At 40.5% G+C, this 26,601-nt stretch carries 25 protein-coding genes and 1 pseudogene; 1 reads left to right on the forward strand and 25 read right to left on the reverse strand.

What is annotated here, in order from left to right; genetic code table 11:
- Positions 1 to 2: 2 nt before the first annotated feature.
- The 22 genes and pseudogenes from cobM to NQ489_RS10265 form a co-directional block, all read right to left on the reverse strand.
- Positions 3 to 761, reverse strand: a complete 759-nt coding sequence (cobM, locus tag NQ489_RS10160) for a precorrin-4 C(11)-methyltransferase (RefSeq protein ID WP_015524810.1) — start codon at positions 759 to 761, stop codon at positions 3 to 5.
- 3 nt (positions 762 to 764) lie between these two features.
- Positions 765 to 1,466: a precorrin-2 C(20)-methyltransferase gene (gene cobI, locus NQ489_RS10165; RefSeq protein WP_021650569.1), complete on the reverse strand. Its 702-nt coding sequence runs from the start codon at positions 1,464 to 1,466 to the stop codon at positions 765 to 767.
- A 106-nt stretch (positions 1,467 to 1,572) separates the two neighbouring features.
- Positions 1,573 to 2,790, reverse strand: a complete 1,218-nt coding sequence (gene cbiD / locus NQ489_RS10170; RefSeq protein WP_118608819.1) for a cobalt-precorrin-5B (C(1))-methyltransferase CbiD — start codon at positions 2,788 to 2,790, stop codon at positions 1,573 to 1,575.
- Between the two features lie 19 nt (positions 2,791 to 2,809).
- Positions 2,810 to 4,150, reverse strand: coding sequence for an MATE family efflux transporter (locus tag NQ489_RS10175; RefSeq protein ID WP_021651731.1), 1,341 nt, complete (start codon positions 4,148 to 4,150; stop codon positions 2,810 to 2,812).
- A 208-nt stretch (positions 4,151 to 4,358) separates the two neighbouring features.
- A pseudogene (locus NQ489_RS17850) lies at positions 4,359 to 4,655 on the reverse strand (AAA family ATPase); the annotation flags it as partial.
- Positions 4,656 to 4,832: 177 nt separating this feature from the next.
- Complete coding sequence (locus NQ489_RS10185) at positions 4,833 to 5,330, reverse strand: hypothetical protein (protein WP_021651729.1); 498 nt, start codon at positions 5,328 to 5,330, stop codon at positions 4,833 to 4,835.
- Positions 5,331 to 5,333: 3 nt separating this feature from the next.
- Positions 5,334 to 5,549, reverse strand: coding sequence for a hypothetical protein (locus tag NQ489_RS10190; RefSeq protein WP_044961607.1), 216 nt, complete (start codon positions 5,547 to 5,549; stop codon positions 5,334 to 5,336).
- Between the two features lie 14 nt (positions 5,550 to 5,563).
- Entirely contained in the window at positions 5,564 to 5,947 is a 384-nt protein-coding gene (gene gloA2, locus NQ489_RS10195; protein WP_021651727.1) for an SMU1112c/YaeR family gloxylase I-like metalloprotein, read from the reverse strand.
- Positions 5,948 to 6,183: 236 nt separating this feature from the next.
- Positions 6,184 to 6,822, reverse strand: coding sequence for a CatB-related O-acetyltransferase (locus NQ489_RS17625; protein ID WP_021651726.1), 639 nt, complete (start codon positions 6,820 to 6,822; stop codon positions 6,184 to 6,186).
- Positions 6,823 to 6,834: 12 nt separating this feature from the next.
- On the reverse strand, positions 6,835 to 8,238 hold the full coding sequence (locus NQ489_RS10205) for an oligosaccharide flippase family protein (protein WP_021651725.1): 1,404 nt from the start codon (positions 8,236 to 8,238) through the stop codon (positions 6,835 to 6,837).
- A 1-nt stretch (position 8,239) separates the two neighbouring features.
- Positions 8,240 to 9,409: a Coenzyme F420 hydrogenase/dehydrogenase, beta subunit C-terminal domain gene (locus NQ489_RS10210; protein WP_021651724.1), complete on the reverse strand. Its 1,170-nt coding sequence runs from the start codon at positions 9,407 to 9,409 to the stop codon at positions 8,240 to 8,242.
- 19 nt (positions 9,410 to 9,428) lie between these two features.
- Positions 9,429 to 10,619: a polysaccharide pyruvyl transferase family protein gene (locus tag NQ489_RS10215; protein WP_021651723.1), complete on the reverse strand. Its 1,191-nt coding sequence runs from the start codon at positions 10,617 to 10,619 to the stop codon at positions 9,429 to 9,431.
- Positions 10,620 to 10,743: 124 nt separating this feature from the next.
- Positions 10,744 to 12,057: an O-antigen ligase family protein gene (locus tag NQ489_RS10220; protein ID WP_021651722.1), complete on the reverse strand. Its 1,314-nt coding sequence runs from the start codon at positions 12,055 to 12,057 to the stop codon at positions 10,744 to 10,746.
- 13 nt (positions 12,058 to 12,070) lie between these two features.
- Positions 12,071 to 12,949 (reverse strand): glycosyltransferase, encoded by an 879-nt coding sequence (locus NQ489_RS10225; protein ID WP_021651721.1) that lies wholly within the window; start codon positions 12,947 to 12,949, stop codon positions 12,071 to 12,073.
- Positions 12,950 to 13,124: 175 nt separating this feature from the next.
- The gene (locus NQ489_RS10230) at positions 13,125 to 14,276 is read right to left on the reverse strand and encodes a glycosyltransferase (RefSeq protein WP_044961605.1); all 1,152 of its coding nucleotides are present in this window, start codon (positions 14,274 to 14,276) and stop codon (positions 13,125 to 13,127) included.
- A 1-nt stretch (position 14,277) separates the two neighbouring features.
- The gene (locus NQ489_RS10235; RefSeq protein WP_021651719.1) at positions 14,278 to 14,940 is read right to left on the reverse strand and encodes a D-sedoheptulose-7-phosphate isomerase; all 663 of its coding nucleotides are present in this window, start codon (positions 14,938 to 14,940) and stop codon (positions 14,278 to 14,280) included.
- 24 nt (positions 14,941 to 14,964) lie between these two features.
- Complete coding sequence (gene gmhB / locus NQ489_RS10240; RefSeq protein WP_044961612.1) at positions 14,965 to 16,296, reverse strand: D-glycero-beta-D-manno-heptose 1,7-bisphosphate 7-phosphatase; 1,332 nt, start codon at positions 16,294 to 16,296, stop codon at positions 14,965 to 14,967.
- 4 nt (positions 16,297 to 16,300) lie between these two features.
- Entirely contained in the window at positions 16,301 to 17,302 is a 1,002-nt protein-coding gene (locus tag NQ489_RS10245; RefSeq protein ID WP_021651717.1) for a GHMP family kinase ATP-binding protein, read from the reverse strand.
- Positions 17,299 to 18,198 carry a beta-1,6-N-acetylglucosaminyltransferase gene (locus NQ489_RS10250; RefSeq protein WP_044961610.1) on the reverse strand — a complete coding sequence of 300 codons (900 nt, stop codon included), beginning with the start codon at positions 18,196 to 18,198 and terminating at the stop codon, positions 17,299 to 17,301. The genes NQ489_RS10245 and NQ489_RS10250 overlap by 4 nt, the downstream gene beginning before the upstream one ends.
- A gap of 241 nt (positions 18,199 to 18,439) precedes the next feature.
- Positions 18,440 to 19,630 (reverse strand): glycosyltransferase family 4 protein, encoded by a 1,191-nt coding sequence (locus NQ489_RS10255; RefSeq protein ID WP_021651715.1) that lies wholly within the window; start codon positions 19,628 to 19,630, stop codon positions 18,440 to 18,442.
- 2 nt (positions 19,631 to 19,632) lie between these two features.
- Positions 19,633 to 20,874, reverse strand: a complete 1,242-nt coding sequence (cps2T, locus tag NQ489_RS10260) for a beta 1-4 rhamnosyltransferase Cps2T (protein ID WP_021651714.1) — start codon at positions 20,872 to 20,874, stop codon at positions 19,633 to 19,635.
- Positions 20,875 to 21,108: 234 nt separating this feature from the next.
- Entirely contained in the window at positions 21,109 to 22,290 is a 1,182-nt protein-coding gene (locus NQ489_RS10265; RefSeq protein WP_021651713.1) for a zinc ribbon domain-containing protein, read from the reverse strand.
- 562 nt (positions 22,291 to 22,852) lie between these two features.
- Between NQ489_RS10265 and NQ489_RS10270 the strand changes: the two genes are divergently transcribed.
- Positions 22,853 to 23,749 (forward strand): RluA family pseudouridine synthase, encoded by an 897-nt coding sequence (locus NQ489_RS10270; protein ID WP_044961603.1) that lies wholly within the window; start codon positions 22,853 to 22,855, stop codon positions 23,747 to 23,749.
- 57 nt (positions 23,750 to 23,806) lie between these two features.
- Here NQ489_RS10270 and NQ489_RS10275 read toward each other — a convergent pair whose 3' ends face one another.
- The 3 genes from NQ489_RS10275 to coaBC all read right to left on the reverse strand — a co-directional run bounded on the left by NQ489_RS10275 (position 23,807) and on the right by coaBC (position 26,589).
- Complete coding sequence (locus NQ489_RS10275; protein WP_021651710.1) at positions 23,807 to 24,571, reverse strand: type III pantothenate kinase; 765 nt, start codon at positions 24,569 to 24,571, stop codon at positions 23,807 to 23,809.
- 19 nt (positions 24,572 to 24,590) lie between these two features.
- Positions 24,591 to 25,229 (reverse strand): ECF transporter S component, encoded by a 639-nt coding sequence (locus NQ489_RS10280; protein WP_021651709.1) that lies wholly within the window; start codon positions 25,227 to 25,229, stop codon positions 24,591 to 24,593.
- A gap of 154 nt (positions 25,230 to 25,383) precedes the next feature.
- Entirely contained in the window at positions 25,384 to 26,589 is a 1,206-nt protein-coding gene (gene coaBC / locus NQ489_RS10285) for a bifunctional phosphopantothenoylcysteine decarboxylase/phosphopantothenate--cysteine ligase CoaBC (protein WP_021651707.1), read from the reverse strand.
- Positions 26,590 to 26,601: the final 12 nt, after the last annotated feature.

The following is a 26,601-nucleotide window of genomic DNA, read 5'->3' on the forward strand; positions in this document are numbered from 1 at the left end:
TTTTATTTCGTAGCCTCACGGAACTCTGTAGTAAAGCCCGGATCATACAGCTTGGATCTGTCATAGCTTGCAGCATTGACCGCATCACCTACCAGCATAAGAGCTGTTTTTGTGATCTTGTTCTCTTTTGCTGTCTGGGCCAGAGTACCCACTGTACAGATAAACTTCTTCTCATCGGGCCAGGTTGCCTTGTAGACGATGGCAGCCGGTGTATCCTCACGGTATCCGCCCTCCACCAGTCTGCGGCTCAGCTCTTCCAGCATACCTGTACTGAGGAAAATAACCATAGTCGCATTATGAGCGGCAAAGGACTGAATGCTCTCTTTTGCCGGCACCGGTGTCCTTCCTTCCATTCTTGTGATGATCACACTCTGGGAAATATCCGGAAGTGTATACTCCAGGTTCAGTGCAGATGCAGCTCCGCAGAAGGCACTGACACCCGGGCAGGAATCATAGGGGATTCCCTTTTCATCCAGGATATCCATCTGCTCACGGATCGCACCATAGATACATGGATCGCCGGTGTGGAGACGAACGGTCATCTTACCTTCAGCCTCTGCTCTCTCCATAACAGAGATCACTTCCTCAAGGGTCATCTTTGCACTGTTATGGATGGTGCACACATCCTTGGAATACTCCAGAAGCTGGGGATTTACAAGAGATCCCGCATAGATGATCACATCTGCCTCTTCCAGATACTGTTTACCTCTTACTGTGATAAGATCCGGTGCTCCCGGACCTGCTCCTACAAAATGTACCATAATTTATTCCTCTCTTCTGTCTTTGTTTTCTTTGATAATGATCAGGGAATAATATCCTGCATCCTCAGGGATCTCCTCCACGGTCCGGTAGATCTTTTCATCCGGCATTCCGCAGTTTTCGATCATCATGGCCTCTGCCCCCTGAGAAAGAAGCTCCGCCTTCACATCCTTCATTTTCTTTCCGGCCTTCATAAGGACCTTGGTACCAGAAAGCTTCAGCGCATCCTCGATCTGATAGGAAGCCGGGATCACGTGAAGAGGCTCTGCCTTCTCCACAAGTCCGGTGTTCAGACGGGCGGAAACTGCACAGAAGGATGTGATGCCACAGACGATCTCCGTCTCATAGCCCTGAGCCACAAGTCTGTGATGGATATAGAGATATGTGGAATACACGGTAGGATCTCCCAGTGTGAGAAATACCACATCTTTCCCCTGGTCCAGGACAGTCTTGACTTTTTCTGCTCCTGCATCGTGATAGCTCTTCAGCACCTCAGGATCCTTGGACATTGGAAAAGGAACTGCAAGAAGCTCCTTCTTTCCAAGCTCCGGATAAGCTCCCTCCACGATCTTAAACGCTACCGTATCCTCCGGAACCTGTCCCGGAAGTGCGATCACCTCTGCCTCCTTTACAAGACGAAGTGCTTTTAAGGTAAGAAGCTCCGGATCTCCCGGTCCTACACCTACACCATATAATTTACCTGCCATATTTCTTTCCTCCTAACTATATTTTCCAGACAGGATAAAACCTGTCTGTTATTTATATCAAATTTTGTCCTGCTCTTTAAAGCTTCCATCCGGACCGGGGGGCCTGTCATGAAAGATCATCCACCCGGACTGCCTGCTCCTGTATCTTATGGATCAGCTCTTCAGCATCCCGAGTCTGCCCCAGCAGTCCGTATACATTGGAAAACACCACAGCACCCAGAAGGATCTGCTCATAGGATCTGTGGTCCAGATAAAACTGGATCTTCTCCATGACCACAGCCATAGTCTCTTTCAGGATACCATAGCTGTCAAGAACAGCCAGCGCCTCATCCGTAGTCCCCGCCTCCAGGATCTCTCTGGCACATTCCAGAGAGCCCCCTGCACGGATGGCACTTGCACAGAGAACCTCCATCCTTCCGTCAGCACAGTGGGAATGGGTATTCATGATCCCGGCGGCAACCTTTACAAACTTACCGATATGAGCCACAAAAAGAATGCCCTTTACGCCCATATCAATGGCCATGTCAATGGTCTCCCCTACATAATTGCTGCACTTGATATTGTTCTCAAAGGGAATGGACATATGCTCCCTGAGATAATCCGCACCGTAATTCCCCGGTGTCACCAGGATATAGTTTTCTCCCTGGCAGAAATGCTGCTTCATCTCCACATGGATGCTTTCGATCAGAGCCTTCTCACTCATAGGCTCTACGATCCCGCTGGTTCCAAGTATGGAGATCCCGCCAAGAATGCCAAGACGGGGATTAAAGGTTTTCTTCGCGATCTCCTCCCCCTGGGGGACGGATACGGTAAGCTTCAGACCGCCCTCGTAGTCATATTCCTGGGCCGCCTCTTCGGCTTCCCGCAGGATCATGGCTCTGGGAACCGGATTGATGGCCGCCTCGCCCACGTTCTGGGAAAGTCCCGGCTTGGTGACACGCCCCACCCCGATCCCACCGTCCAGGATGATCTGAGGCCGGGATTTCTCTGTTTTCTGCTGCTGCCCGGCCTGTTCTGCCGCTGAGATAGAAAACTTCTCCGCTTTTACATAGACCAGGATCCCGTTGGTGGTATCCGGATCATCCCCTGCATCCTTCTGTACCGCACAGGAGACATAGGTTTCGCCCCGGGTAATATCGTGAAGCTGTAATGTAAGGGTGATCCCCTTTGGGGTATCAAGCTCTACCTCAGAAAGAGTCTCTCCCGAAAGCAGCATCCGGACTGCACCCCTGGCTGCCCCGGCTGCACAGGAGCCTGTTGTGTAGCCATAACGGAGGCGCTTGTTGTTTTTTATGACATACTGGTCTTCCAGTCCATTCTTCATATATACGATGCCCTCCTTTTCAGATTACCTTGTGCTCCAGCCATTTGCGGCTGTGGAAACGCCAGGTAAAAATGATCCCACGAACAGTCCAGTCTGCAAACATTCCGATCCAGACACCCATAGGCCCGAAGCCCAGGACACGGATCAGGAAAACACAGAGACAGAACCTGCACGCCCACATGGTACAGCAGGAGGTGATCATGGAGAACTTCACATCACCGGCTGCACGAAGACCATACCCCGGCACGAACGCCATTGTCCATACCACAGGCTTTACGATGGTGATCCATGTGATCATGTGGATGCACATTTCCGCACTGGTACTCTCCATTCCGCCAAGGATCGTCACCGGTCTGACCAAAATATACACGATCAGACAGCTTACGATAATAACTGCCTCTGCAATGACACAGAGTTTTTTTATGTAATAGACCGCCTCATCCTTGCGGCCGGCACCAAGACACTGGCCTACGATGGTCATCAGGCCCACACCTACTCCGATGGCCGCGATACCATTCAGGTTCTCAAGGATATTGGTCATTGCCTGCGCTGCGATGGCTGCTGTTCCCAGTGTGGAAACTGTAGACTGGATGGCAAGCTTTCCAAGCTGAAACATACTGTTCTCAATTCCCGAAGGAATCCCAAGTCCCAGGATACGTCCGATCATGCTCCAGTCCGGACGGATCTTCAGGTAATCTTTCACAACGACAGGCTGACGATCCTTACGCAGCTGCCAGAGAACAACCACTGCACAGAAAATACGGGAAACCAGTGTGGAGATCGCCGCTCCTGCAACACCAAGGTGGAAAACCCAGATCAGAACCGCGTTTCCGCCAATGTTCATGATATTGGAGATCATGGAGATGGCCATAGGCCCCTTGGTATTCTCCTGGGCACGAAAGATCGAAGCCGCAGAATCATAAGCCGCAATAAAGGGGAATGACAGTGCCGTGAAAAAGAAATAGGTTTCCGATGCACGCATAACATCCGCATCCACCGCACCGAAGATCAGCCTCAAAAGCGGCTTCTGGAAGATCAGACAGACTGCAGACACCACTACAGAGATCGCTGTGATGATAAAAAGCACCTGCCTGGCAGACATATTCGCCTTCTCATAATTCCTCTGTCCGATATACTGGGCGCAGACAATGGCGCCTCCCGCTGCCAGCGCCGAAAAAGCCTGGATCAGAAGCACATTGATGGAATCCACCAACGATACCGCAGAAAGAGCCGCAGATCCCACATTGCTGACCATCATGGTATCTGCGGTTCCCATTATCGAATTCAAAATCTGTTCCAGCACTACCGGCACCAGAAGATTACGGATCATCCGGTTGGTAAACATATGCTGCTGTTCCATCGTTACATCCTCCGCCTCACTTATTTATGACCTGACAAAGCAGAAAAAAACGTCTGTATTTTATCAATCACACTTTCTCTGACATTATACCCTTTTCCCGCTCTTTTTCCAATATATTTTCTGTGTTTTTTGTACAAACTGCAAAATGCCGCAGGCGTGAAACCTGCGGCAGTCGTTGTATTTTGTGTTTTTTTATTATACAATTATGTTCCAAAGTCACTCGGATCACATCATACTTGTTAAGATGCTTTTTAAAGTCGGTCTCCCTGCTTATCTGCAATCCAGAAAACATCTGCTCAGAATCTGCACCTTTGCTATAATACGCAGCCAACATATTAGCTGCATAAGATTTTCCGAACCGGCGCGGCCGACTATTGCAGATATAAGCATTTGTTGTATCAAGAACACTGTTTGTGTACTCGATCAGGCCAGTCTTATCCACATATATTCTGGAGTTAAGAGCAACCTGAAATGCACTGTTGTCCGGGTTCACAAATCTTCCCATGCTATTCAGACTCCTTTCTGAAGCTGTTCCTCAAGCACGAGGTTACAACTCACCTGTTTTATTTTGATTTTATCATTTCACAGAGCAAATAACAAGTTGATGGCTGTTTTACTTCATGCAACATATGCAAATCCCACTCGAACAGTACGTTCTTTCCCGGTTCTGTCAACCATTATTTCATTTTGATCTCGCTGTTATACGAACATCTGCTGATCCTTCTTCTGTTGTGGCATTCCTCCACCGCTTCATCGCTCTGTACCTCCGCTGCCGTTCAGCTCCAACACTGATCTTATCTGCCGGTGCTGTACCTGGAAAATACACACCCTTTTTGTACGGAAGATATGAAGTAACAGAGGACCTGGACAGGCCAAGAGCATTTGCAGTTGAAAGGACAGCAGCTTTATGATCCTGTGTTTTTCTGAAATCATCAAAGGTCTCCTGCACCTTCTCCGCCACATCCGATGCATACACACCAGCCGTGATAAGCAGCTTCCGAACCTTGATCGGGTTCAGCCCCAGCTCATCTGCAATAGCCTGCAAAGACATCCCCCCTTCATAAAGCACAACAGCCGGATCCATCAGCTCCTTAAGGATCTTCCCGGCATCATACTCCGGCTTAGATTTCCTGCGGCCACCTCCGGGCTTTCTTGGTTTATACGCTCTTTTCTCACCCATAGATCACAAAACCAGCTCATACATTTTGAAGGTCATCTCGCCGTTATCTAGAACATATAGTTCCTTCTCATCAATACTGTTATGCAGCATTTCATCAGACGGATGGATACCCTTCTTCCAATGTGGAAACGATGGATCCCCCTGCTCCTGATCGATCAGCTCCCTGTACAGAGATTTTATGTTGTCAAAATCATCTTTTACTGCCTTACGAAATATCATTTGCTCCATCCCTCTTACTCATGCAGCTCCAGCGGCAGTCCATCCGGATCATGAAAAAATGTCATCTTCTTGCCGGTAAAATCATCTACACGGATCAGCTCACATTCGATCCCGACCTCCGCCAGCTCTTTCACCGTCTGCTCCACGCTCTCCACACAGAAAGCAAGATGACGCAGACCACAAGCCTCCGGACGGCTCACCCGCTTCGGTGGATTTGGTTCTGCAAAGATCTCCAGCTCCGTGTGCTCATCCACACGCAGATCCAGCTTCCAGTCCTTACGCTCCGCACGATAGTTTTCTCTGATGATGGAAAAGCCAAGCTTGTTTACGTAGAAATCCTTTGCGGATTCGTAGTTGGATACGATGATGGCGATGTGGTGTATTTTAGATAAGTTCATTTTTTTCTTACACTCCTTTTTTTGTTTTATTATCGTTATAAACTATATAATACCATTTAAAATATACCGTGTGTGCTTTAGCTCTGAAGGAGCACATGTATTACACACGGTACTGTTTTTTATTTAGTTTTTTTACTAACTAATAATAAATTGCTTACATTATATCATGATTAATAAATACAATCACTACTTTTTTGGTGGCTTACATTTTTATTAGAAGGCTTTTATTATATGCATTAAATATTGTTTTTTCTGTTAATTATCGCATTAGCCCATTTTAGTGGGGTATCGATTAACGGATAGAATTCCATTAACTCTTCTGGTTGCAATTTCCACCAACAGCTATTTTCTAGTGCATCAATTGTTTCTTCGTCAAAACGATACTTAATCACTTTAGCAGGAACTCCAGCAACTATCGAATATGGAGGTATATCCCTAGTTACGACAGAACCAGCGCCAATTACAGCACCATTTCCTATTTTTTTACACGATGAAACTATTGTTACACCATGTCCAATCCATACATCATTTCCAACAGAAAGCTGTTTTCTTTCAACATCATTAACATTGAGTCCGCTAAAATTTTTATTATAAAAATACGCAGACATCACTGCATGATCCACAGGATGATTTGAACCAAAATAATGCACATCTGATCCAAATGAGCAGTAACGGGCAACTTTAACTTTTCCACCAGTATTAAAAGTTGGAGAAAAACAACTGCCATAAGTATACAAATCGACAGACACATTATATTTTTCTTGCATATAGCGTCTCAAAGTCTTTGAAGTTTTCTCTCCGCCTTCTTTTCTAATGACATAATTTCTTATTTTCGCTCCCACCATAGGAAACTTAAATAAAATCTCTAGTTTCATGTCAATACCTCACTATTTTTTGAGAATTTTTTTAACATAAGCCATTATTTCTTTTTTATAACATCCCATCACAAGCACTGCAATAAAGGCAAAATATACAAAAAATCCAAGATAATCATTAAATGCCTTTGTTATTACAAAGAAACCAATTGTATAAGCAATTAAATACGTAACATCCTTCACGGTGATTCGTAAAAATTCAAACTGTTTAAATCCTATCAAAAACCAAATATAATATGTTATTGTAGTCGCAATAGCAACACCAGTAAACTCGCCAACTGCAAATACAAAAATAGTATTTAGAATAATTGATAAAAGCAAAATTCCAAAAAGTGTTTTGATATATGTCTTCATAATTCCTTTAATTTTATACAAATTAATATAAAGACAATTAATTACTGCCATAGCTGGAAAGACTACAAAATATATTCCAACTATATCCAAGGAACTTGTATATTTTTGAATAAACAACTTTACTATAATTGACACAGCAAAATATGCACATCCAGACAATGATCCGAATACAATCAAAAGTTCTTTTATACTATTATATTCCTCATCTTTAAATTTCCCTTGTGCCATTGCTGGAAATAATGGCTGTGCAATCGAAATAATAAACACAGTCATCAAAGACTGCATTGACATTCCAAATGAATAATACGCAAACTCTTGATTTCCAAAAAACCATTTTACAAACTGTTTATCAGCCGAAACAAATAATGTATTAATATAATTACCTAATACCATAGCCAAGCCTATTTTTTCAGTTTCAAAATTCTCTTTGGACAACAGTTTGTTCGCCTTTACTCCAGTAATTTTATTATAGACTTCCACTGATATAATAAATGTTACAATCCAATATACCACTAGATATATGAGTATATATACATCACCCGGCAACGTTTTGGTTACTAAATAATATACTAAAGCCGCCATTGGTACAGCTGTTGCAAGAATAGTACTTATATGACTAAAAAGTTTAAATCTGTTCCAGGCTTGGAGCAAAGCCTTATAGCTACCTGTTATTCCTGTTGGAATAATTGCAAGAGCAATATATGCAATCATCTTATTGCTCATTATAACAGCAATCGCCAAAAAAGTTAGTGTGAAAAAAGATAAGATTCCAATGAGTAATAGCATCTCTGATCGATACTGCTTCCTATCGATTGAATCATAATCCATTCCTGCGTAATTAATAACCATTCCGGATGGAAAACCCAAATGTGTAATTGTAATATATCCTAAATAAAGAGTAAATGTGTGGTATAATGCATATGCATCAATTGTTAATATACGAGGGAATATAAAGCTCCCAATAAATCCAATCACAGCTACCCAAAAATTGGCAGACAAAACTCTCACTATATTTTTAATTAACGAACTTTCTTTTCTTTTGCTTGTCATACCATTATTCATACTATATCTTTCCTTTTATTATTCTCTTGCATGTTCCTAAACAAATTCTTAATTGCTTTCCTTTTGTCAACTTAGAAGCATACTTTTTTAAAATCTTATGTGAATATACCGGGTAAGGTTTTCTCATTATCTTCAAAGCTAGAACTCTTGCACGCATAGCTATTCTTCTTTCATATTGAGACTTCTGAATCTTTATTAAACTATTTTCATAATTATTGTACTCTTTCGTTTCAATACGCTGCTTTTCTTGTGCCTTACGTATCAACTCAAGTCCTTTCTTTGTTCTCGCAAAAATAACATTGCGACCAGCATGCTCAGAAAAATCCGCTTGACCACTCTCTGTCAAATACCACGCATCTCCGCAAGCAACGTCGGCCATCTCACCAATTCCATCCAAACAGAATCGACACGCCGGCATCAAATCTCTGCCTAAAATTTTTCCCCATGATGTATCATAATCCATCTTGTAATTCTTACCATTTTCATCAACTGCCGTAGTAAAACCCGGCCAACCATTTCCTCTATATTGGAGATCCTTACAACTATTTGTTTCACACCCTAGTTGAAGTAAAAGATTTTCCTGTGCTTTTTCACTAGGTAACCCCATACAGAAAAAAGACATTGTATATAGTATGTTTTTTTCTAGTCTAGGATTCAATTTCATAAAGTTTTTTAATGCAACAATATCACAAGGCTTACCAATGAAAGCGTAAGTCTTTTCAAAATCAATTTTGTCCAATTCAGCTAAAGGGTGGGATATAGCATACCGTGAACCACACCTTTTTTCTAATTCTTCTCTATTATAACTATAACAGATTTCAGTCTTAGTTGGATTATCTGTCGATTTGCAAATATGAATTACACAATCTACTTTCTTTTCATCTAACAAAAAACTGGCTAGTTCAGTCAAAATCCCTCCACTAGAAGCCTTTTCTCTCAACGAAGAATCCGTCGACCAACCTAGGTACACTCCCTCTTCTCTTCCCCATATTTTATTTATATCTCTATCTGATTCCAAGAATGACATTGTAGGGCATACTTTTTTCAACCATTCTTTGTCTCCAGATTCAGGATACAAAAAACCTTTTTCATCTTTTCTTAAAACTGCTTTGTGTTGACATGCACACAACCCACATCCTGTACAATATTCACTAACTTGTTTATCCATCATACCATTTCATCCTTCAACTTTATGCAAGAATTTCTTTAAGCTGTTCATATAGAATACGATAAGTTAATGCTGTTCTCTGTTCAGCATTAATACTGCATCTTTCAACATCTAATTTCAACTCCTTGTATCTTTTCACATATTCCACAGTTAATTCCACCGCTTCATGTGTATTTAATTCTGCCAAATCAACAACATATTTATATCCTAAACTTTCGTACAAACCCTTAAATTTTCTACTATATGCAGTTGGAATTGTGGCAACCCCAGCGGAAAATGCCCCAATTGTTGCATGCATTCTTGCTCCGATAAATATGTCCATTTGAGAAATAAAGCTTTTCGCAGAAATCGGATTGTCAAATGGTTCAAGGTAATGCAAATTTGGAAATTCCTTTTTCAATTCATCTCCTGCATCTCTTTCTACATGTGGAATAATATATATTTCATATTTTTTATTTGCAGTAAGTAGCTGAAGTAACTCTCGTAAGTATTGATCATAATTTGTTTTTAGTTTAAATTTTGTTTCTGTGCTTTCAGTTTTATTTTTAACTAAAAGAGAGGAGGCGTTTAATCCTACTTTTATTTTTCCGTCAGAACCTATTGCAGCTTTATGAAAGGGGAGACTAAATGCCAAGTCTGTTGTCACATAAATCTTTTTTTCTGAAAAATTTGCCACATACTCTGCTGACATTTGATCTCTCGCCATAACGCATGTAGCAGATTCAATAACTTTTTTCGCTTTTTTCTTATTACACTCTTTGTTGAATGGACCGTACGTTTGGGGACCTAGTATTAATGGAATACCCATTTTTTCGATTAAAAGCTTAACATTAGTACCCCCATTAAATCTGTATTGACCATAAATATCTGAAAACGAATCTCCCTCTGTTAAATCAATAAAGACATCACATTTTCTCATTTTGTGTATTGTCTTTTCTGTTTTAATAGGATGTCGAATCATGGAACGAATTCTATATAAATGTCTTGTTGGCACAGAATAAATCTGTTCTTCTTGTATTTGTAATAATTTACAAATATTTTTATTTTTTACAGAGTTTTCTTCGCCTTCAAAAACAAAATAAGTAATCGGAGTTGATAATTCTTTAGAAATTTTCTCGAGCATATTAAGAATCGAACATGTTAATGCCACACATCCCATATTGCCATTATTAATCACGGCACCTTCAAGTCCAATTATCAATCTATTCTTCACAACTTAACCTCCTTTTTTATCTACAAATTCTTTATTAATCAAATTCAAAATTTAAAAGGTTTCATTTTTTAAATTTAGATGCTCGAAGACATTTAATGGTTTCAACGATAATAAACTAATTTTCTTAATCTATTTTTATTTCATCACGTCTATTCTTGCTTAAACGTCTATACGAAAAGAACAAAGCGGTAATCAAAATAAACAGTTTATACTCCGTTCCTTGTGCTATTGAAAACCAGCTTATAATGTAGCAAATTGATAGTATTCCACAAGTTTTTCCAAAAGATAACCTTCCTTCAAATTTCGTCCTCTTGCTTCGCAATTCATACATGACTATTTTTATAATGCAAATTAACTCGAATATTAACGTAACTATTCCATAATTCCATAAAATACTCAGGTAATTAACCTCTATACTATGTTTCATAGTTGTCCAACTATATATTCCACTATACTCTGTAAAGGCATGATTAAATTCAACATTAGGTCCCATTCCTAGAAAATAATGTCCCTTCATATCATTCCAAACCCAACCATATAAATCAAATCTATTACCGAAAGCAGATAAATTATCAGTTCCAAAAGAGCTTGCAATTAATGTTTTATAATTTTCACTGAATATTGCTAAAAACATATATAGTATCATTTGAATTGCATTTCTTACTTCTGGCACAAAAACACTTATTAAAGCTATCGTAAAAACTACTCCTATTAGAACCTTAAACATTGTTTTTAGAAAATAGTTAAATCCACTTGCATATAATATCGCAATTTGGCAAATAAGCAAACAAATAAGAGAGAATCTTGACAATGTAAGTACTGCATTAACAAAAGCTAAACAATAAATCAAAACGAACATTCTTTTTTTCTTTGATTTTTTCATATTTATAATTCTATAAAAAGTTAACGTCATACACATCATGCAGTACAAACAATACTCAATTGCATGTCCAGAAGACGATATAATACGCGTCAATCCAAAACGCGGTGGATTATAATTTAAACTTAAACCTGAAGTATTCAATAGTGAAAAAACATTAAATCCGGTCAATGACTCAATTAAGCCAAATATCGAAATAATCCCAGCAACGTATATTATACAATCAATTATTTTATCAATTTTCTCAAAAGTATTTATACTTTTTGCCACAAATATAACCGCAATAATGTATAACAAATTTACAACCGCACCAATAATACTTCCATGAAAAAAACAAATTATTGTTTCCCATAATACCCATACACATATTATTATTTTATCAGTACTAACACATCCAATATTCCTGGTCACACCACCTAGCAGCCCTAATAGAATTACAAATACGCACAGTATATTTATAATTGAAATGCCACCTATTTCAAAATATGACGGCATGATAGGAAATAATATTGCAAAAAAGCAGGCAATGTCTATATATTTAATTTTAAATGGCTTCACTTTTTCGCCTCCGTTAAATTGCTTTTAAAACATCTAATACTACTTTTGCTGATTCCTGAAAACACTTGTTTATAAATAATAATTTATCTTTATTCTTTTTTGCGACTGAACTGGTCGAACGCCCTTCCTTATGATAAATTACAATTTCAGGATCAAAAACTGTAATTAGTTCATGTTTCATCAAACTCAAATATAGAATCGGTTCTTCATAATATAGAAATGTTCTTTCGTCAAATCCTTTTATATATTCAAATGCTTTTTCAGAAAAAACAAGAAAGCATCCTTGTAGAACCACCTGCCTTTGATATTGATAGAATTCCATATTTCGATGTAACGGCGTATCTTTTTTAAGTATTTTATACCGAACCAAATTTCTCAAAAATCTAATCCCACAATAAGGTCTATATAAACCTCTCTTTATAATTTTTTCTTCTCTTATAAATGTTCTAAGTTCTTTTTGAATATGTTCAACGGTGGGAGGATAATGTGGACTATTATCACATCGACCATCTGCCGTAAGAATTAATGGGCCCAGTAATGCAAATTCACTATTTCTATACTCATTGTCCAGCTTTTCTACCAAATCGTTCTGTATCAATTCAGTGTCACTATTTAAAACCACAATAAACTGAGGTTTATAATTTCTCTTCGCATATTCAATGCCAACATTATTTCCTTTTGCAAATCCCAGATTTTCTGTATTTCGAATCAAAATCATGTTGTTTTTTTGTTCAATGAATTTTTCTATCTTATCAGCAGAATCATCCGTCGATAGATTGTCTACAATTACTATCTTGTAATTTTGTGTGTCAACTTTAGATTCAATAGACAACACGCAGTCTTTTGTTTCTTGAAATGTATTGTAATTTAAAATAATAAATACTATTTTCATACTTTCCTTATAAATACACTACTTATAAATATCATTAATTCATTCTTCAGTTACAATTGATTTTGGAAACTATCTCCAGTTACAGATCTACTCATCTCCTGCGTATCACTTTAGATTTTTTTCAACCTTTCACATCACTGGATTTTTTCTCGCACCGGTATGTAATAGCTTACTATTAATCACCGACATATTTACTTATTGCTTCTTTCATCGTATCCAAAACAGCAGTCTCAGAGTACTTATCTAAATAAATTGCCCGGATTTCTTTATTAAACTTTTCTACTCCATTCTGTTTATAATCGGTTATTCGCTTAATAAATTCCTCTGCTGTATTGCACAAATAATTATTTAATCCCTCATATCCACAAAAAGCTTCATCAGAACCGAGAATTGTTTTTCCAAACATCATTGCCTCAACGGTCTTTGTCTTCATTCCATCACCTTCAAAAATCGGTTCTACAACCAGATCTGCATAATAATACCACGGTGCAAGGTCTTCAACTTCTCCAATAATGTGAATATTCTTCTTTTGATACGTTGATTCTTCTTTAAGTACTTCCATTCCTTGACCAACAATGTATAAGCTAATTCCCTCAGGCAATTTGATCATCACGTTTTCAGTAAACCATTTGAGTCCTGATAAATTAGGTCCAAAATTGCTGCCAATGAAAAGAAGTGAAAAATCGCTATAACCGGGATTTTCCCCCTTATAATCGCTAAACTTGTCTGCTATAAATACAGGCAAATACATTTCCGGTTCTTTTTTATAGTAATGATAAAAAGCATCCCGTTCTCTCTTATTGTGAACAATATTACAATCCGCTAACATTGCATTTATACGTTCTCTCTTTAAAACCATCTGATATGATGGATAGGCTTTAATTTTTTGAATTAAGGATGCTCCAACCAATCTAGACTTTTTAGTATTTGGTGTTATTCCCTGATACATAACAAACACTGGCAGTCCTGTTTCTTTTTTTATCTTTTTTATCAAGTACTCATATGTAGAAAAACCAAGAAAAACGAAATCAAATTTCTCTTTCTTAATATAATCCACTATCTTTTCAAATATATCTGTGCTCACCCATTTAGGGCATCCAGATAAGACATTTTTCGCCATTTGTATTTTGCTAGGAGAATCCTCGTAAATAATAAGGTTCTTTTCTACTCTATTATACAGCGCAGTATCATTCTGGTCGGGCAATGAAATGACAGTTACATTGTCAACACCAACAGCCTTTCGTAATAAACCACTCAAGCTCCTTACAAATTGCCCGCCTCCATTATTCTTATTTAAAACTGCCTGTGATATAAATACTACTCTCATTTTAATTTCCTTTCTCAAAAAACTCGTTCTCAAGCATTAAACACAAGCAATGGTAAACCGGAAGATGCAATTCTTGAATCTTGTAAGTTTCTGTTTGCGGAACCTTAATACATACATCGCACATCTGATCCAATTTGCTATTTTTAGCCCCTGTCAAACCAATTACTTTCATACCTTTTGCACGCGCAGTAGTTGCCGCATACAGTATATTCTTGCTATTGCCACTCGTAGAAATACCTAAAAATACATCTCCTGCCTTACCATAGCCGTAAACTTGCTGAGCAAAGCAAAGAATTGGTTCACAATCATTCATATATGCAGTAGAAAGTGCTGGATGACCATCCAAAGCAATAGCCGGAAGTGCTCCCTGTAAATTTTCCGCTAGTACTGTTCCAAACTCAAAATTTTCTTTGATTAGTTTATCTGCAAAGTCCGCTTGCAGTTTTCTAGAAAGCTTGAATCCTTTCATTAGCTCACCTACAATATGCTCTGCATCAGCCGCTGAACCACCGTTTCCAGCTATTAACAGTTTTCCACCATTTTTATACAATTCTTCTAGTAGAAGATATGCTTCAAAAATTTCATTTTCTACACTCTTCAGCACGGGATATCTCTCGCAAAGAACAGTAATATATTTTTCTATATTTCTCTTCAACTCTTTCATTTGCTCCCTCACACATTTGCCCCATTATATATAATTAGCTACAAACTTGCTCAAAGAATCTACAGTAATGCTCTGCCCATAGTCTTCATCCTTATTATTGAGCAATACTGTCTTGCATCCAGCATTAATGCCCGCTTTGACATCACTCTCACTATCGCCTATCATCCACGATTGTGCCAAATCTAAATTAAAATCCTCTGCTGCTTTTAATAACATTCCTGGATTCGGTTTACGACAATCACAATTAATCTTTAGTTCCGAACGTTCTCCTTCATATCCTTTATGCGGATGATGCGGACAATAATAAACTGCATCAAGATATGCTCCTTCTTTTCCAAGAATCGTCTCCATCTTATTGTGAATTTCTTCCAGTTCCTCAAAAGATACTTCACCTCGAGCAATAACCGGTTGATTTGTCACTACAATAGCCAGATATCCAACCTCATTGATTTTACGAATTGCTGCAGCAACGCCATCAATCAATTCAAAGTCATCTATATTCCGAAGAAATCCAACATACCTGTTGATAGTTCCATCACGATCAAGGAATATTGCTTTCTGTTTGTTTTTTAGATTTTTACCTGACACTCTTCCCTCTTTATAATCTGCACATACTGAATAATACCGCTCCGGAGTACCCATATCCTTAACGTATTCTGGACTAGCATAGCAGAACATCATTCCAGTTCCTGCTAATGGTTTCAGCAATTGCCTATCCAGATCAACCTTTATAGGTTTACCATTCTCTCCCATCTTACCTATTGAATCAGCATCAATATTAGCTAATTCCAAAACTTTAGGGGCGATGACATGCAGTCCTGCGTTTACACAATTTCTGTAATACTGTGGTCGTTCATCTTCTTTCGCTATCCATTTTTCAACTGCACCGCTTTTATCTGCAATAATCAATCCGCTATCATAGGGATGGCTATTCGGATGTGTAAAAAGTGTAACCAATCCACCATGTCTCTGATGAAAATTTACAAAACGGTTAAAATCCACATCAAAAATCGCATCTGCATTTAAAAGGAGGAAATCTGATGTTAACTTATCTTTAATTTTGAACAGTGCACCTGCATTACCAAGCGGCTCTTTTTCAAAGTAATACTCAATATGTACGCCAAAAGGTTTGCCTGTCACTGGAGAAATCCCGGTACCATCTCCAAAATAATCCATGATAATATTTCCCAGATGACTCACAGTAATGATAATGTCATTAAATCCCTGATTCTTTAAACATTCGATTTCTCTTTCAAGTACAGGAACTCCTTCAATTTTTATCATTGGTTTAGGAATATCTTTCGCCACAGAAGAAATACGGGTTCCCTGTCCACCTGCCATAATAACTGTTTTCATTTCTTTAATCCCTCGGTGCATAATCTTCTGGTGTGTAATGAATCACACGTGTTCCACCATCTTCAAATTTAAACGGAATATATAATAGGTCACGCATTGCCAACCGAACAGCTTCCTGCCGTTCAGGTTGCACATAAAATACTAGAAATCCTCCGCCACCAGCCCCCAGAAGTTTTCCACCCAAAGCACCTGCAGCAATACCCTTCGCATATAATTGATCGATACAGTTTGTAGAAATCGCCGTTCCTGTCTGTCGTTTTAACTCCCAAGTATAAGCCAATAGTCTACCAAAATCATCAATATCCTTCGCTTTATCAGTTAGTACCTTCTCTGCTTCACCAACCAATGACAACATTTCTTTTAGTTGAGCTGTTTTATCAACCTTACCTGATGCATTTGCTTTCTGAACATCAGAAGAAAATCGAGTAAAACCAGTAAAGAACATCATTAAATTCTGGTTGAGTTGTTTTTTTCTCTCAGGCGAGATGATTACCGGTAGAACTTCATAACCATTGGCATTAAAATTGATACGATTAAAACCGCCAAACGATGCGGCAATCTGATCTTGCCAGCCACCTGCTTCCTGGCACAAATTACGCTCCAAAAAAATAGCTTCATCTGCCAATTTCTTCTTATCGGCATATTTGCCCTTTAACGCATAAAAAGCATTCAGCATTCCTACAGCAAAAGAACTAGAAGTTCCCAAACCAGAACGTGCCGGAAGATCTGCTTCATAGGTAAGACGAATCTCATGCATGTCTAACATCTTCATTGCATTTCGAATTGCTGGATGCTGAATATCTTCAATATTCGTCACACGCTCTGTCTTTGCATATGATAATTCTGTAGAATAATCAAAGAACCGAGGTAAATGACGTACATTCACATAACAGTATTTATCAAATGTGGTCGACAGAACAGCTCCGCCGTGTTCCATAAAGAAACTCTCCATATCGGTTCCGCCACCAAAAAAAGACATGCGGAATGGTGTTTGTGTAATAATCATTTGCTTTTTAACCTCATATAAATTTTATAAACAATTTGATCATCTATTTGCTCATCAAACTTTCTTGCAAATAAATAATCAGATGCCATAAGTTCATCAAAATCTGTATTTCTCCAAGTGTACGGTCTTCCTCTTTTCCAATCTATATCACGCATATTCGCATGATAGTCATCTATAATATAAGAATAAAGATTATTCTTATATGAACTGTTATAAACAAGAGTTTGCAAAAAGACTTCATCACAACAATAGGTATCTTTATAACATTTTAAAATATCTTGCTCCTTAGATACCACATACCGTGCTAATGAATCTGTAATACTGAACCAGTTACTTCCAATTGCTACATTTTCATATATACCGTATTTTTTTACTCTATCTATCCCCATCAACTTCTGAACAAAAATACTTAGCAATCGCAATTTATTACATGTTTTTTTGAGAATTCCTGCCTTCGCCACATTTCCCAATTTTTCTTGATAAAGCCAATAATATTGGCATCGTTTTCTTGCATCTTCGTTAGTACTAAAATGAATAAACTCTTTTCCTTTATTATTCTCAAAAAACTCATGTATTTCTTTCTGTGTCTTTATTGGAAGGTCCATTCCGGAGATTAAATGATAATAATCATAGTTTCCTTTTATAGCAGCTTTTAAAAGTTCCAATTCTGCCTCAATTTGGCTCTTTCCTCCCCACGTTACATTATGCGGATTAACCAAATAAATTTTCGACTTTTGTACAGAGGGTTTTAATGTTCTCTGAAATATATCAAATGAATTCGCGACTTTTTCATCAATATGAACATAAAGATCATTTTTTTCATCATCAAGCAGTTCTAAAAGCTTTGCTACTTGATCAAATCGTGTATGTACAATAATTAAATAAGCAAATTTCATTAGCGCCTTTTCCTCATAATTATTTCCGTTTTTCAACAACACTACTTGCAGGAACATCCTTTGTCACCAATATTCCTGTATCAATAATGCTATCTTTTACAATTGTGACAATGTTCAGTATCGTCATAATGTTTCCAAACTAGCAATAATCTTCATTAGTGATACTTTTTTATTGAAAACCCTGACTCTTAATTCTTCTCATCGTATCAAAAAACACTCGATGTTCTAGAAGTATTCATATTTACTGCCCCATTGTTTTTTTATAAATTTCCATCAATTGTTCATAATTATCTTCCGGTCTATATTTTCGCTCGTAATCCAACCGTGCATTTTTTCCAATTTCAGAAATCAGTTCTGGCTTACTCCATAATTCAACGATACATTTCTGAAAGCCTTCAATATCACCTAATTTTATCTTGTAGCCATTCTTTCCATCTTCGATTGCTTCTGTTGAAAAACCAAGATCAGTAGCAATCAAACCTTTTCCAAGACTTTCTGTTTCGATTTCAACCATAGAACAACCTTCATACCAAATGGATGGAAAAACTACAAATTCTCCACCCTTCACAATTGATAGGCATTTATCGTGCTGCGTATATCCAAGGAAGTAAACATTGTCGTGTCCGTCTGCCCAATGTCTAAACTCTTCTTCAAGTGGACCTCCACCCATTACGACCAAAGGAATATCAGGTAACTTATCCCAAATCTTCATTAGGATTCTAATACCTTTTTCCTCACCAATACGACCATAAAAAACAGCGTACCGCTCTGGCAAACCCTCAACTTTTACCGCCTTGAGATTTGCTTCTGCATCAGGTACAAAATTGTATTTCTTACTAATTTTATTCTTATCAAATCCTATATTTGTCAGAAGTCGAATCTGATTTTCATTTAAACAAATATAACGATCAATCTGCTTGTAAAAGCTTTTTCTTATACGATGATAGGTAAAAATTCCTGCCACAATAAAACTCTGCAATCTGGAGTTTTTAAAACACCCGTATTTGCACATACGAAAATACTTTCCATCGCCGCATTCATTACACAGTTCTGTTCCTCTCAGAGATGTTGAACATGGACAAACAAAACGGGTGTCATGTAATGTGGCTACAACTTTCACTCCGCTTCGTTTAGCTGCATACAGAATTGATGGTGAAAGTAATGGAAAAAAAGTATGAATATGTACAATATCCGGGTTTTCTTTCTCAATCATTTGTCGTACTGCTCTGTAATTTTTTGAACTCCACAGCATTCCAAATGTTGCCGATAGCTTTCCAATCAATCCTGCATTGTCGAACTCATCATTTGAAACCGTATATTTAATCACTTGATTTCCGTGACTTTCCAGCAACGCAGTTTCGCTCTTGAATACCTGATCATCACCACTTGCTGAACCTTTTCTATGGAAATTGTGTATTGCCAATATTTTCATAGTCAGTTCTCCCCATTCACAAAAGCTTCTTCATACTGTCCACAGATTTTATCCCACGTATACTCTTCTGCCACACGCATCTTGGCTCTCCGACCCATTTCTGCTATTTCATCAGCACTCATCTGATCTGCTTTATCTATTAATTTTGCAAGACTTCCCTGTTTTCGACTCCAATATAACGCGCAATCTTCTGCAACCTCTTTATTAAATCCAACATCAACCAGCAGATTCAAGTCCGTACTTCCAAGAGCCTCAATCAGTGAAGGGTTGGTACCACCAACTGTATGGCCATGGAAATATGCATATGCATTCTCACGAATTTTTTTCAGTAATTCCTGATCGTATACAGTGCCAACAAATTTAATTCTATCGTCACTCTTGAAATGCAGTTTTTCCTCCAGTTCATTCAGAAACTTATCGTTAACATTTGTGATCAGTGCAAAATCTTTCTGACTATTACTCTTCATGAACTCACGGATCATAACTTCAAAAGAGTTCTCTGGTACAAAACGACCGACGACAAGGTAATAATTCTTTTTTTTCAATCCTTTTTCTTTATACCAGCTCACAAGCTTTTCATCATCGTCAGCCAGCTTGCTAAGTGTCAAATCTGCACCGTAAGCAATAAACGTGGTTTTCGGATTTCTACCTTTAATACCCTTACCGTCATAGCACTTATGGATATATTTTTCGATGTTCACAGAGTCGCAGATAGCCAGGTCACAATATTTAACCATCATCTGTTCGGAAATCTTCCAATATTTCCGGATCGGTGCAGACCATTTTGCCCGCATCCACTCATGACCATCTGGATTTAAATATACTTTGCCGCCTAATTTATGTATTTCTTTATAAAAATGGCCTGCAAAAGGTCCTATACGACAAGCCATTATATAAACAATCGGATGAGGAATATGATTTTTCCTGATATGTTCACAACATGCTTTCAACGCTGCAACATCATAATAAATTGCCTGCGCAGGCCCGATCTGTGGAATATTGATCTTAAAGCAATGGGCATTGTGGAGTTCAAACTCATGGTCGTTAATCTTTGTCACACCCTCAAATTTGTTCTCGTCCATGCAGCCATCACCATTGGCCTTGCAGGCAACATGATATTTGATGTTTTCCTTATTCTGATGATACTCTGTAAGCTTGTATACAAAGGTCTCATATCCCCCGTATGCACCTAAACTCTTTGCACCAACCAAATATACATGCTGTACTTCTTTTCTAGAATCCATATCTCTGTTCCATCCTCATTTTTTAACATCTATATACTGAACTCAGCCCAGGCCAAGTTTCAGCAATTTCACATTCTTATAACTTCGAATACACCCCGTACCACAAGGCACAGTTCTTCGGCGACGCCTGCGTTGGGCCGCCTGGCGGTATTCAACCGGAAAGGAGGCGTCACTGGCGCTTCCTCTCTTGCTGATTGCTCAGCATTTATATATAAGAGGCATTCCTGCCGCTTATTAACTTGGTTTGTTGTTTTTCCGGAAGCTTTCCTGGCATTTACGGCCCAGGTTTCGGGCGCCGTTCAGGAAGCGGTTGACCTGATGGCCGTTCTGGCAGATGAATATGCTGCCCTGTTTTTTTCCGGTGGCTCCGCAGATGGAACATTGCTTTTCTGTTCCGTCGGCGCGCAGCTCAAGTACCAGGATTCCTTCTGCCCAGGCTTTGTATTTCAGATAATTCCGAATGCGGATACTTAAGTGAAGGGGCGAATAATTGCCGCTTCTGTACATGGATATCCTGGAAAAATCTTCATCATACTCTGGCAGTACCAGTATCCCGGTGTGTTTTTCTTTGCAGAATTCTATGATCTCCTTGCTGACCTGATGTGCATAATGTTCATTCAGGTGCTTGAGATGCATGTAATATTTCCTGTTTGGCTGACTGACGTTGTCTTTATCGGTAAATGCCCTGGATGCTTCTACTTTTTTCATCAAAGCTTTGCAATGATGTCGGTATGCATTTCCGCCTCTGCAGTTTTTTACAGCCAGCTGCCTGAATCCTTCATCCAGAACTGTGCATACTGCAAAGCTGTCCGTATTGGTAAAGCGGACGCTGCATACTCTGGCGCCTTCCTGCATTCGTTCCTTTGCTGTCCGGGCATCGGAGTTTTCCTGCTTGACAGGTACATGGAACATGAGCCATTTTTCCTCATGGACCAGTGTAGGGGAAAGGATCGCTGCTTCCTTGGGAAAGGGGCGTCCTGTAAGTCCACAGAGTACCCAGATCCATTTCTTTCCGTTCCAGAGCTTCAGCACTACGGAGGTGTCTGTCAGGTCTCTGTACATTCCCTTGAAAAAGGTGATGTTGGCATCGATCTTTTCGGGGAAGCTTTCTGCACTTGCTGCGGTCTTTACTGCCATTGCAGCTTTGTTCATGGCAGATCTCCGAAAGTAAACGGGGAGCTTTCCGCCTGGCGGGATGTACTTTGGTTCTCTTCCGTCTCTTCCGGGAACAGTGAGTTTTTCCAGATATCCCTGGATGGTTAGCAGATTTTCGGTCCAGAGCTCTTCGCTTTCTTTCAGGAGCTCATAGTAAAAGGCTACGGCTTCCTGATACAGGGCTTCGGTTGTTTCGATCATCTGCTTTTCCGGACAAAAGAGCCGCATTTTCCATGTTTTGATACTGTATCCTGTTTTCATGGCATCTCTTTCTGCTGTCAGGTATCGCTTAATATCTTCATTAGCGAAAAAGAGCTTGAAACACTGTTAAATGCTGCTTTTTTCGGCACAGTTGACCACGATTTTGACCACTAATAATTGGAAAGAAAAAGGAAAAAAGCTTGAAAAGTATTGATTTTACGCGGATTTACGCAAGAAAAAAGTGACCACTTTTTGTGACCACTAATGTTAGATTTCGATGATTATCAGACTGTTTATTCACTTTTTGATAGAAAACGACTGCATATGATGCTTAAAAAACGACATTATTAGCATGCTTCATGTCTTTGGCACGCCTTGACAAAGGAAAATATCAATGGTATCCTTACATATGGCTGTAAAATATATCTTTTTTGGTCTGTGACTAATGAAGATAATAAGCGACACAAATCCCATAATCCACGAGCTGTCCAAGGATATTTCCTCTTGTACCAGCTCTTTTTTTATGTCTAATCGACATTTCCATGCCCAAATGCTATACTATACTCGCAGGCCGCGCGATCTGGCTTTTGGCCTGCTAAATTTCAGAAAAGGATTTTTTTCTATGGAGAGAATTATTACCTATACGATCTCAACCGGGGATTCCGGGGAAAATGTTCTTGGATTTCTTCGGAAGAAGGGTTTTTCCAAACATATATTGACTACTATGAAGCGGGCGGAGCAGGCGATCCTGCTAAACGGGCAGCCGGCTTTTGGCAGAACAGTCCTGAGGGAGGGGGATGTTCTTCGGATCCTTGTTCCGGAGGAGGCCGGGGACGGATCGGAGTCTTCCATTATTCCGGTGCCGCTGCCTCTGGATATCCTGTATGAGGATGAGGATATCCTTGTGCTAAACAAGCCTGCTGATATGCCTGTGCATCCTTCTGCCGGGAACTACGAGAATACGCTTGCCAACGGTGTTGCCTGGTATTATAAGCAGCAGGGGAAGGCTTTTGTCTACCGCTGCATCAACCGGCTGGACAGGGATACCACCGGGGTGCTGGTGCTTGCCAAGAACCCTCTGAGCGGGGCTCTTCTCTCTGCCCAGATGAAGCAGCGCCAGATCCGACGTACCTATCTTGCACTTACTGACGGGATCCCGCCGGAAAGGGGGACGATCTCCGCTCCTGTTGCGAGAATGGATGCTTCTGTGATCACCAGGGAGGTTGATTTTGAGCGTGGGGAGGCTGCCGTGACTCATTATGAGCGTCTTGCAGTCAGCAACGGATATGCTCTTGTGGAGCTGCATCTGGATACGGGGCGGACTCATCAGATCCGGGTGCATATGAAGTATATCGGCTGTCCGCTGCCGGGGGATTTTCTGTATCATCCGGTTTTTGACCGGATCGGACGCCAGGCCCTGCATTCCTTCCAGCTGGAATTTGCTCACCCCATCACCGGGGAGCCTATGTGTTTCCTTGCACCTGTGCCTGAGGATTTCCGCAGAGCATTTCTACAGTAAAAAAATCAGCTGTCCGGTAGGTGTTTCCTGCACCGGCAGCTGATTTTTTTGTTGTTTTTATTTATTCTTTTTATAGATCACAAGGAGTCCTTTGAGCAGAAGGTCCTCATCCAGAATGATTTCTTTCTTACAGTGAGAAATGATCTTTTTTGCAAGACCGCCTGTTGCGATCACGGTTGTTTTCTCACCAAGCTCTTCTTCCACCCGGTCTATGATCCCGTCGATGGCTGCTGCATTGCTGTAGAGCACGCCGCTTTTCATGCATTCGATGGTATTGCGCCCGATCACATGCTTCGGGGCATCGATGCTGATCCCGCTGAGCTGGGATGCTCTGGCTGTCAGTGCATCCAGGGATATTCCGATGCCAGGAAGGATCATTCCGCCAATGTATTGCTTTTTGCTGTTGACAACCGACACTGTAGTGGCGGTTCCCATATCGATCACAATAAACGGAACCGGATATTCATTTAATCCTGCCACAGCGTCTGCCACAAGATCCGCGCCCAGCTGTCCGGGGTTGTCCATCATGATGTTCAGACCTGTTTTTACTCCGGGTCCCAGGACCATGACTTCTTTTTTGAGGATCTTTTCTGCTGCCAGCTTGGCAATGTTGGTGATCTGCGGGACTACAGATGAAATGATACAGCCTTCTATGTCTGCCTTTTTGATGTGGTAGATTTCCAGTAAGGTTTTCAGGTCTACGGCATATTCCAGTTCTGTTTTTGTTCTTACGGTAGCAAGTCTCTCGATGAAGTATGTTTTTTGATCATCGATGCAGCCCACGACTATGTTGGTATTTCCAATATCAATTGCTAATATCATAATTTTATTTTCCCCGTCTTTATGCTTTTGTCTTCTTACGACTGATCTGTGCAGATGGGATCAGATGTGCCTTGGAAAGTGCAGCTCCCACTGCTCCTGTGATCACTGTGGAGGAAATCATTTCGCATACTGCGTTGATCCCTACCATAAGACAGCAGCCGATGATGATGTTATGACCGCCCATCAGATTTTTTACATAATCGGTATTTCCGAACAGTCCTACAAGTGCTGCCATGAAGAACAGTGTATTCAGGAATGCGGAAAAGAATCCGGTTACTGCACATGCCACATAGGTATTGCTGACCTTTCGCATGCCTTTAAAAATATATCCGAGACAGATACCGTCCAGAAGACGTGGGATGAAGCGCTGGATAAAGGCAAATACCGGATTGATACCGAAAAGCACAACTCCCATTGCGCTGGAGCCGCCTACTCCTATGCACTGGAGAAAGCTGGTCAGGCCGAAGATCGCACCTGCCACGGCTCCTCCTACAGGTCCAAGGACGACTGCACTGATGGCTACCGGGATCACGTTAAAGGAAATGGCCAGTGGCCCGATGTTCAGATATCCCAGTGGTGTGTAGGCCATCAGCAGAAGGATCGCTGCCATCAGGCCCAGTAATGTAAGCTGTGCTGTTGTAAATCTGTTGTTTTTCATTTCTTCTCCTCCTTGTTACCGTTCCGCTTTGTGAATATTTCCGGAAATACAGCATTTCCCGGCGTTTTCTGCGGATACAATACGGTGATGGAAAGCGGTGATCTTTTTGTTCCGCTTTTCGTTGTTAAAACCGGCTCTCTGACCGGTTCTGTGGCTATGCTTCTGCCTTTGTGGTAAGCAGAAGGATCTTATCCAGGATCTTTAACGCTGCATCCTCCTTGCTCATAAGCGGGAGTGACACTTCTTCGTCCTGTGTGATCAGAGTCAGGACATTGGTATCTCCCTGGAATCCAGCGCCTTCTACCTTCAGGTTGTTGGCTGCCACCATATCCAGGTTTTTCTTCTCAAGCTTGGCTCTGGAATTACGGAGCATGTCTCTGGTCTCCATGGAAAATCCGCAGAGGAACTGGCCCTGCTTTTTGTGCTGGCCCAGATATTTCAGAATGTCGTCTGTCCTCTCAAGCTCTATGGAAGCCTGATCGTCTTTTTTCTTAACCTTGTCTTCGCTGACCTGCTTCGGACGGTAGTCTGCCACTGCGGCAGCCTTGATGATGATGTCCTGTTCATCACTTAAGCCGGTGACTGCCTCGAACATATCTCTGGCGGATGTCACAGGTACAACCTTCACAAAAAGGGGCGGCTCAATGGCAGTAGGTCCGCTTACCAGCGTAACCTCCGCTCCTCTGAGCATGGCCATTTTTGCAATGGCGTATCCCATCTTTCCGGATGAATGGTTGGTAAGACAGCGGACCGGGTCGATGGCCTCCTGGGTAGGTCCTGCCGTTACCAGGAGCTTTTTGCCGGCAAGGTCTTTCTGGAAGGCGGCTTCCTTCAGGATATATTCCAGAAGGGTTTCCGGCTCCGGCATTTTTCCGGCTCCGGTGTCCCCGCATGCCAGGTAGCCACTGGCCGGTGTGATCACCTCATATCCGTAGGTTTGCAGCTTCCGGATATTGTCCTGTACCACAGGATTCTCATACATGGCGGTATTCATGGCCGGTGCAAGGATCTTCTGACACCTGCAGGCCATTACCGTAGTAGTGAGCATATCGTCCGCAAGGCCGTTGGCCAGCTTTCCGATCACGTTTGCACTGGCCGGTGCGATCATCACAACATCTGCCTTCTTGGCAATGGATACGTGCTCTACCTGGAACTGAAAGTTCCGGTCAAAGGTATCCACCAGGCATTTATTCCCGGTCAGTGTTTCAAATGTGATCGGATTGATAAAGTTCGTTGCATTCTCTGTCATCAGTACATGGACATCTGCATGAAGCTTATGTAATGCACTTGCCAGATATGCGATCTTGTATGCAGCAATACTTCCTGTGATGCCAAGAAGCACTGTTTTCCCTTTCAGCATCCTTCTCCCTCC

Source organism: Blautia sp. KLE_1732_HM_1032 (assembly GCF_025147905.1).
Lineage (GTDB): Bacteria > Bacillota > Clostridia > Lachnospirales > Lachnospiraceae > Blautia_A > Blautia_A fusiformis.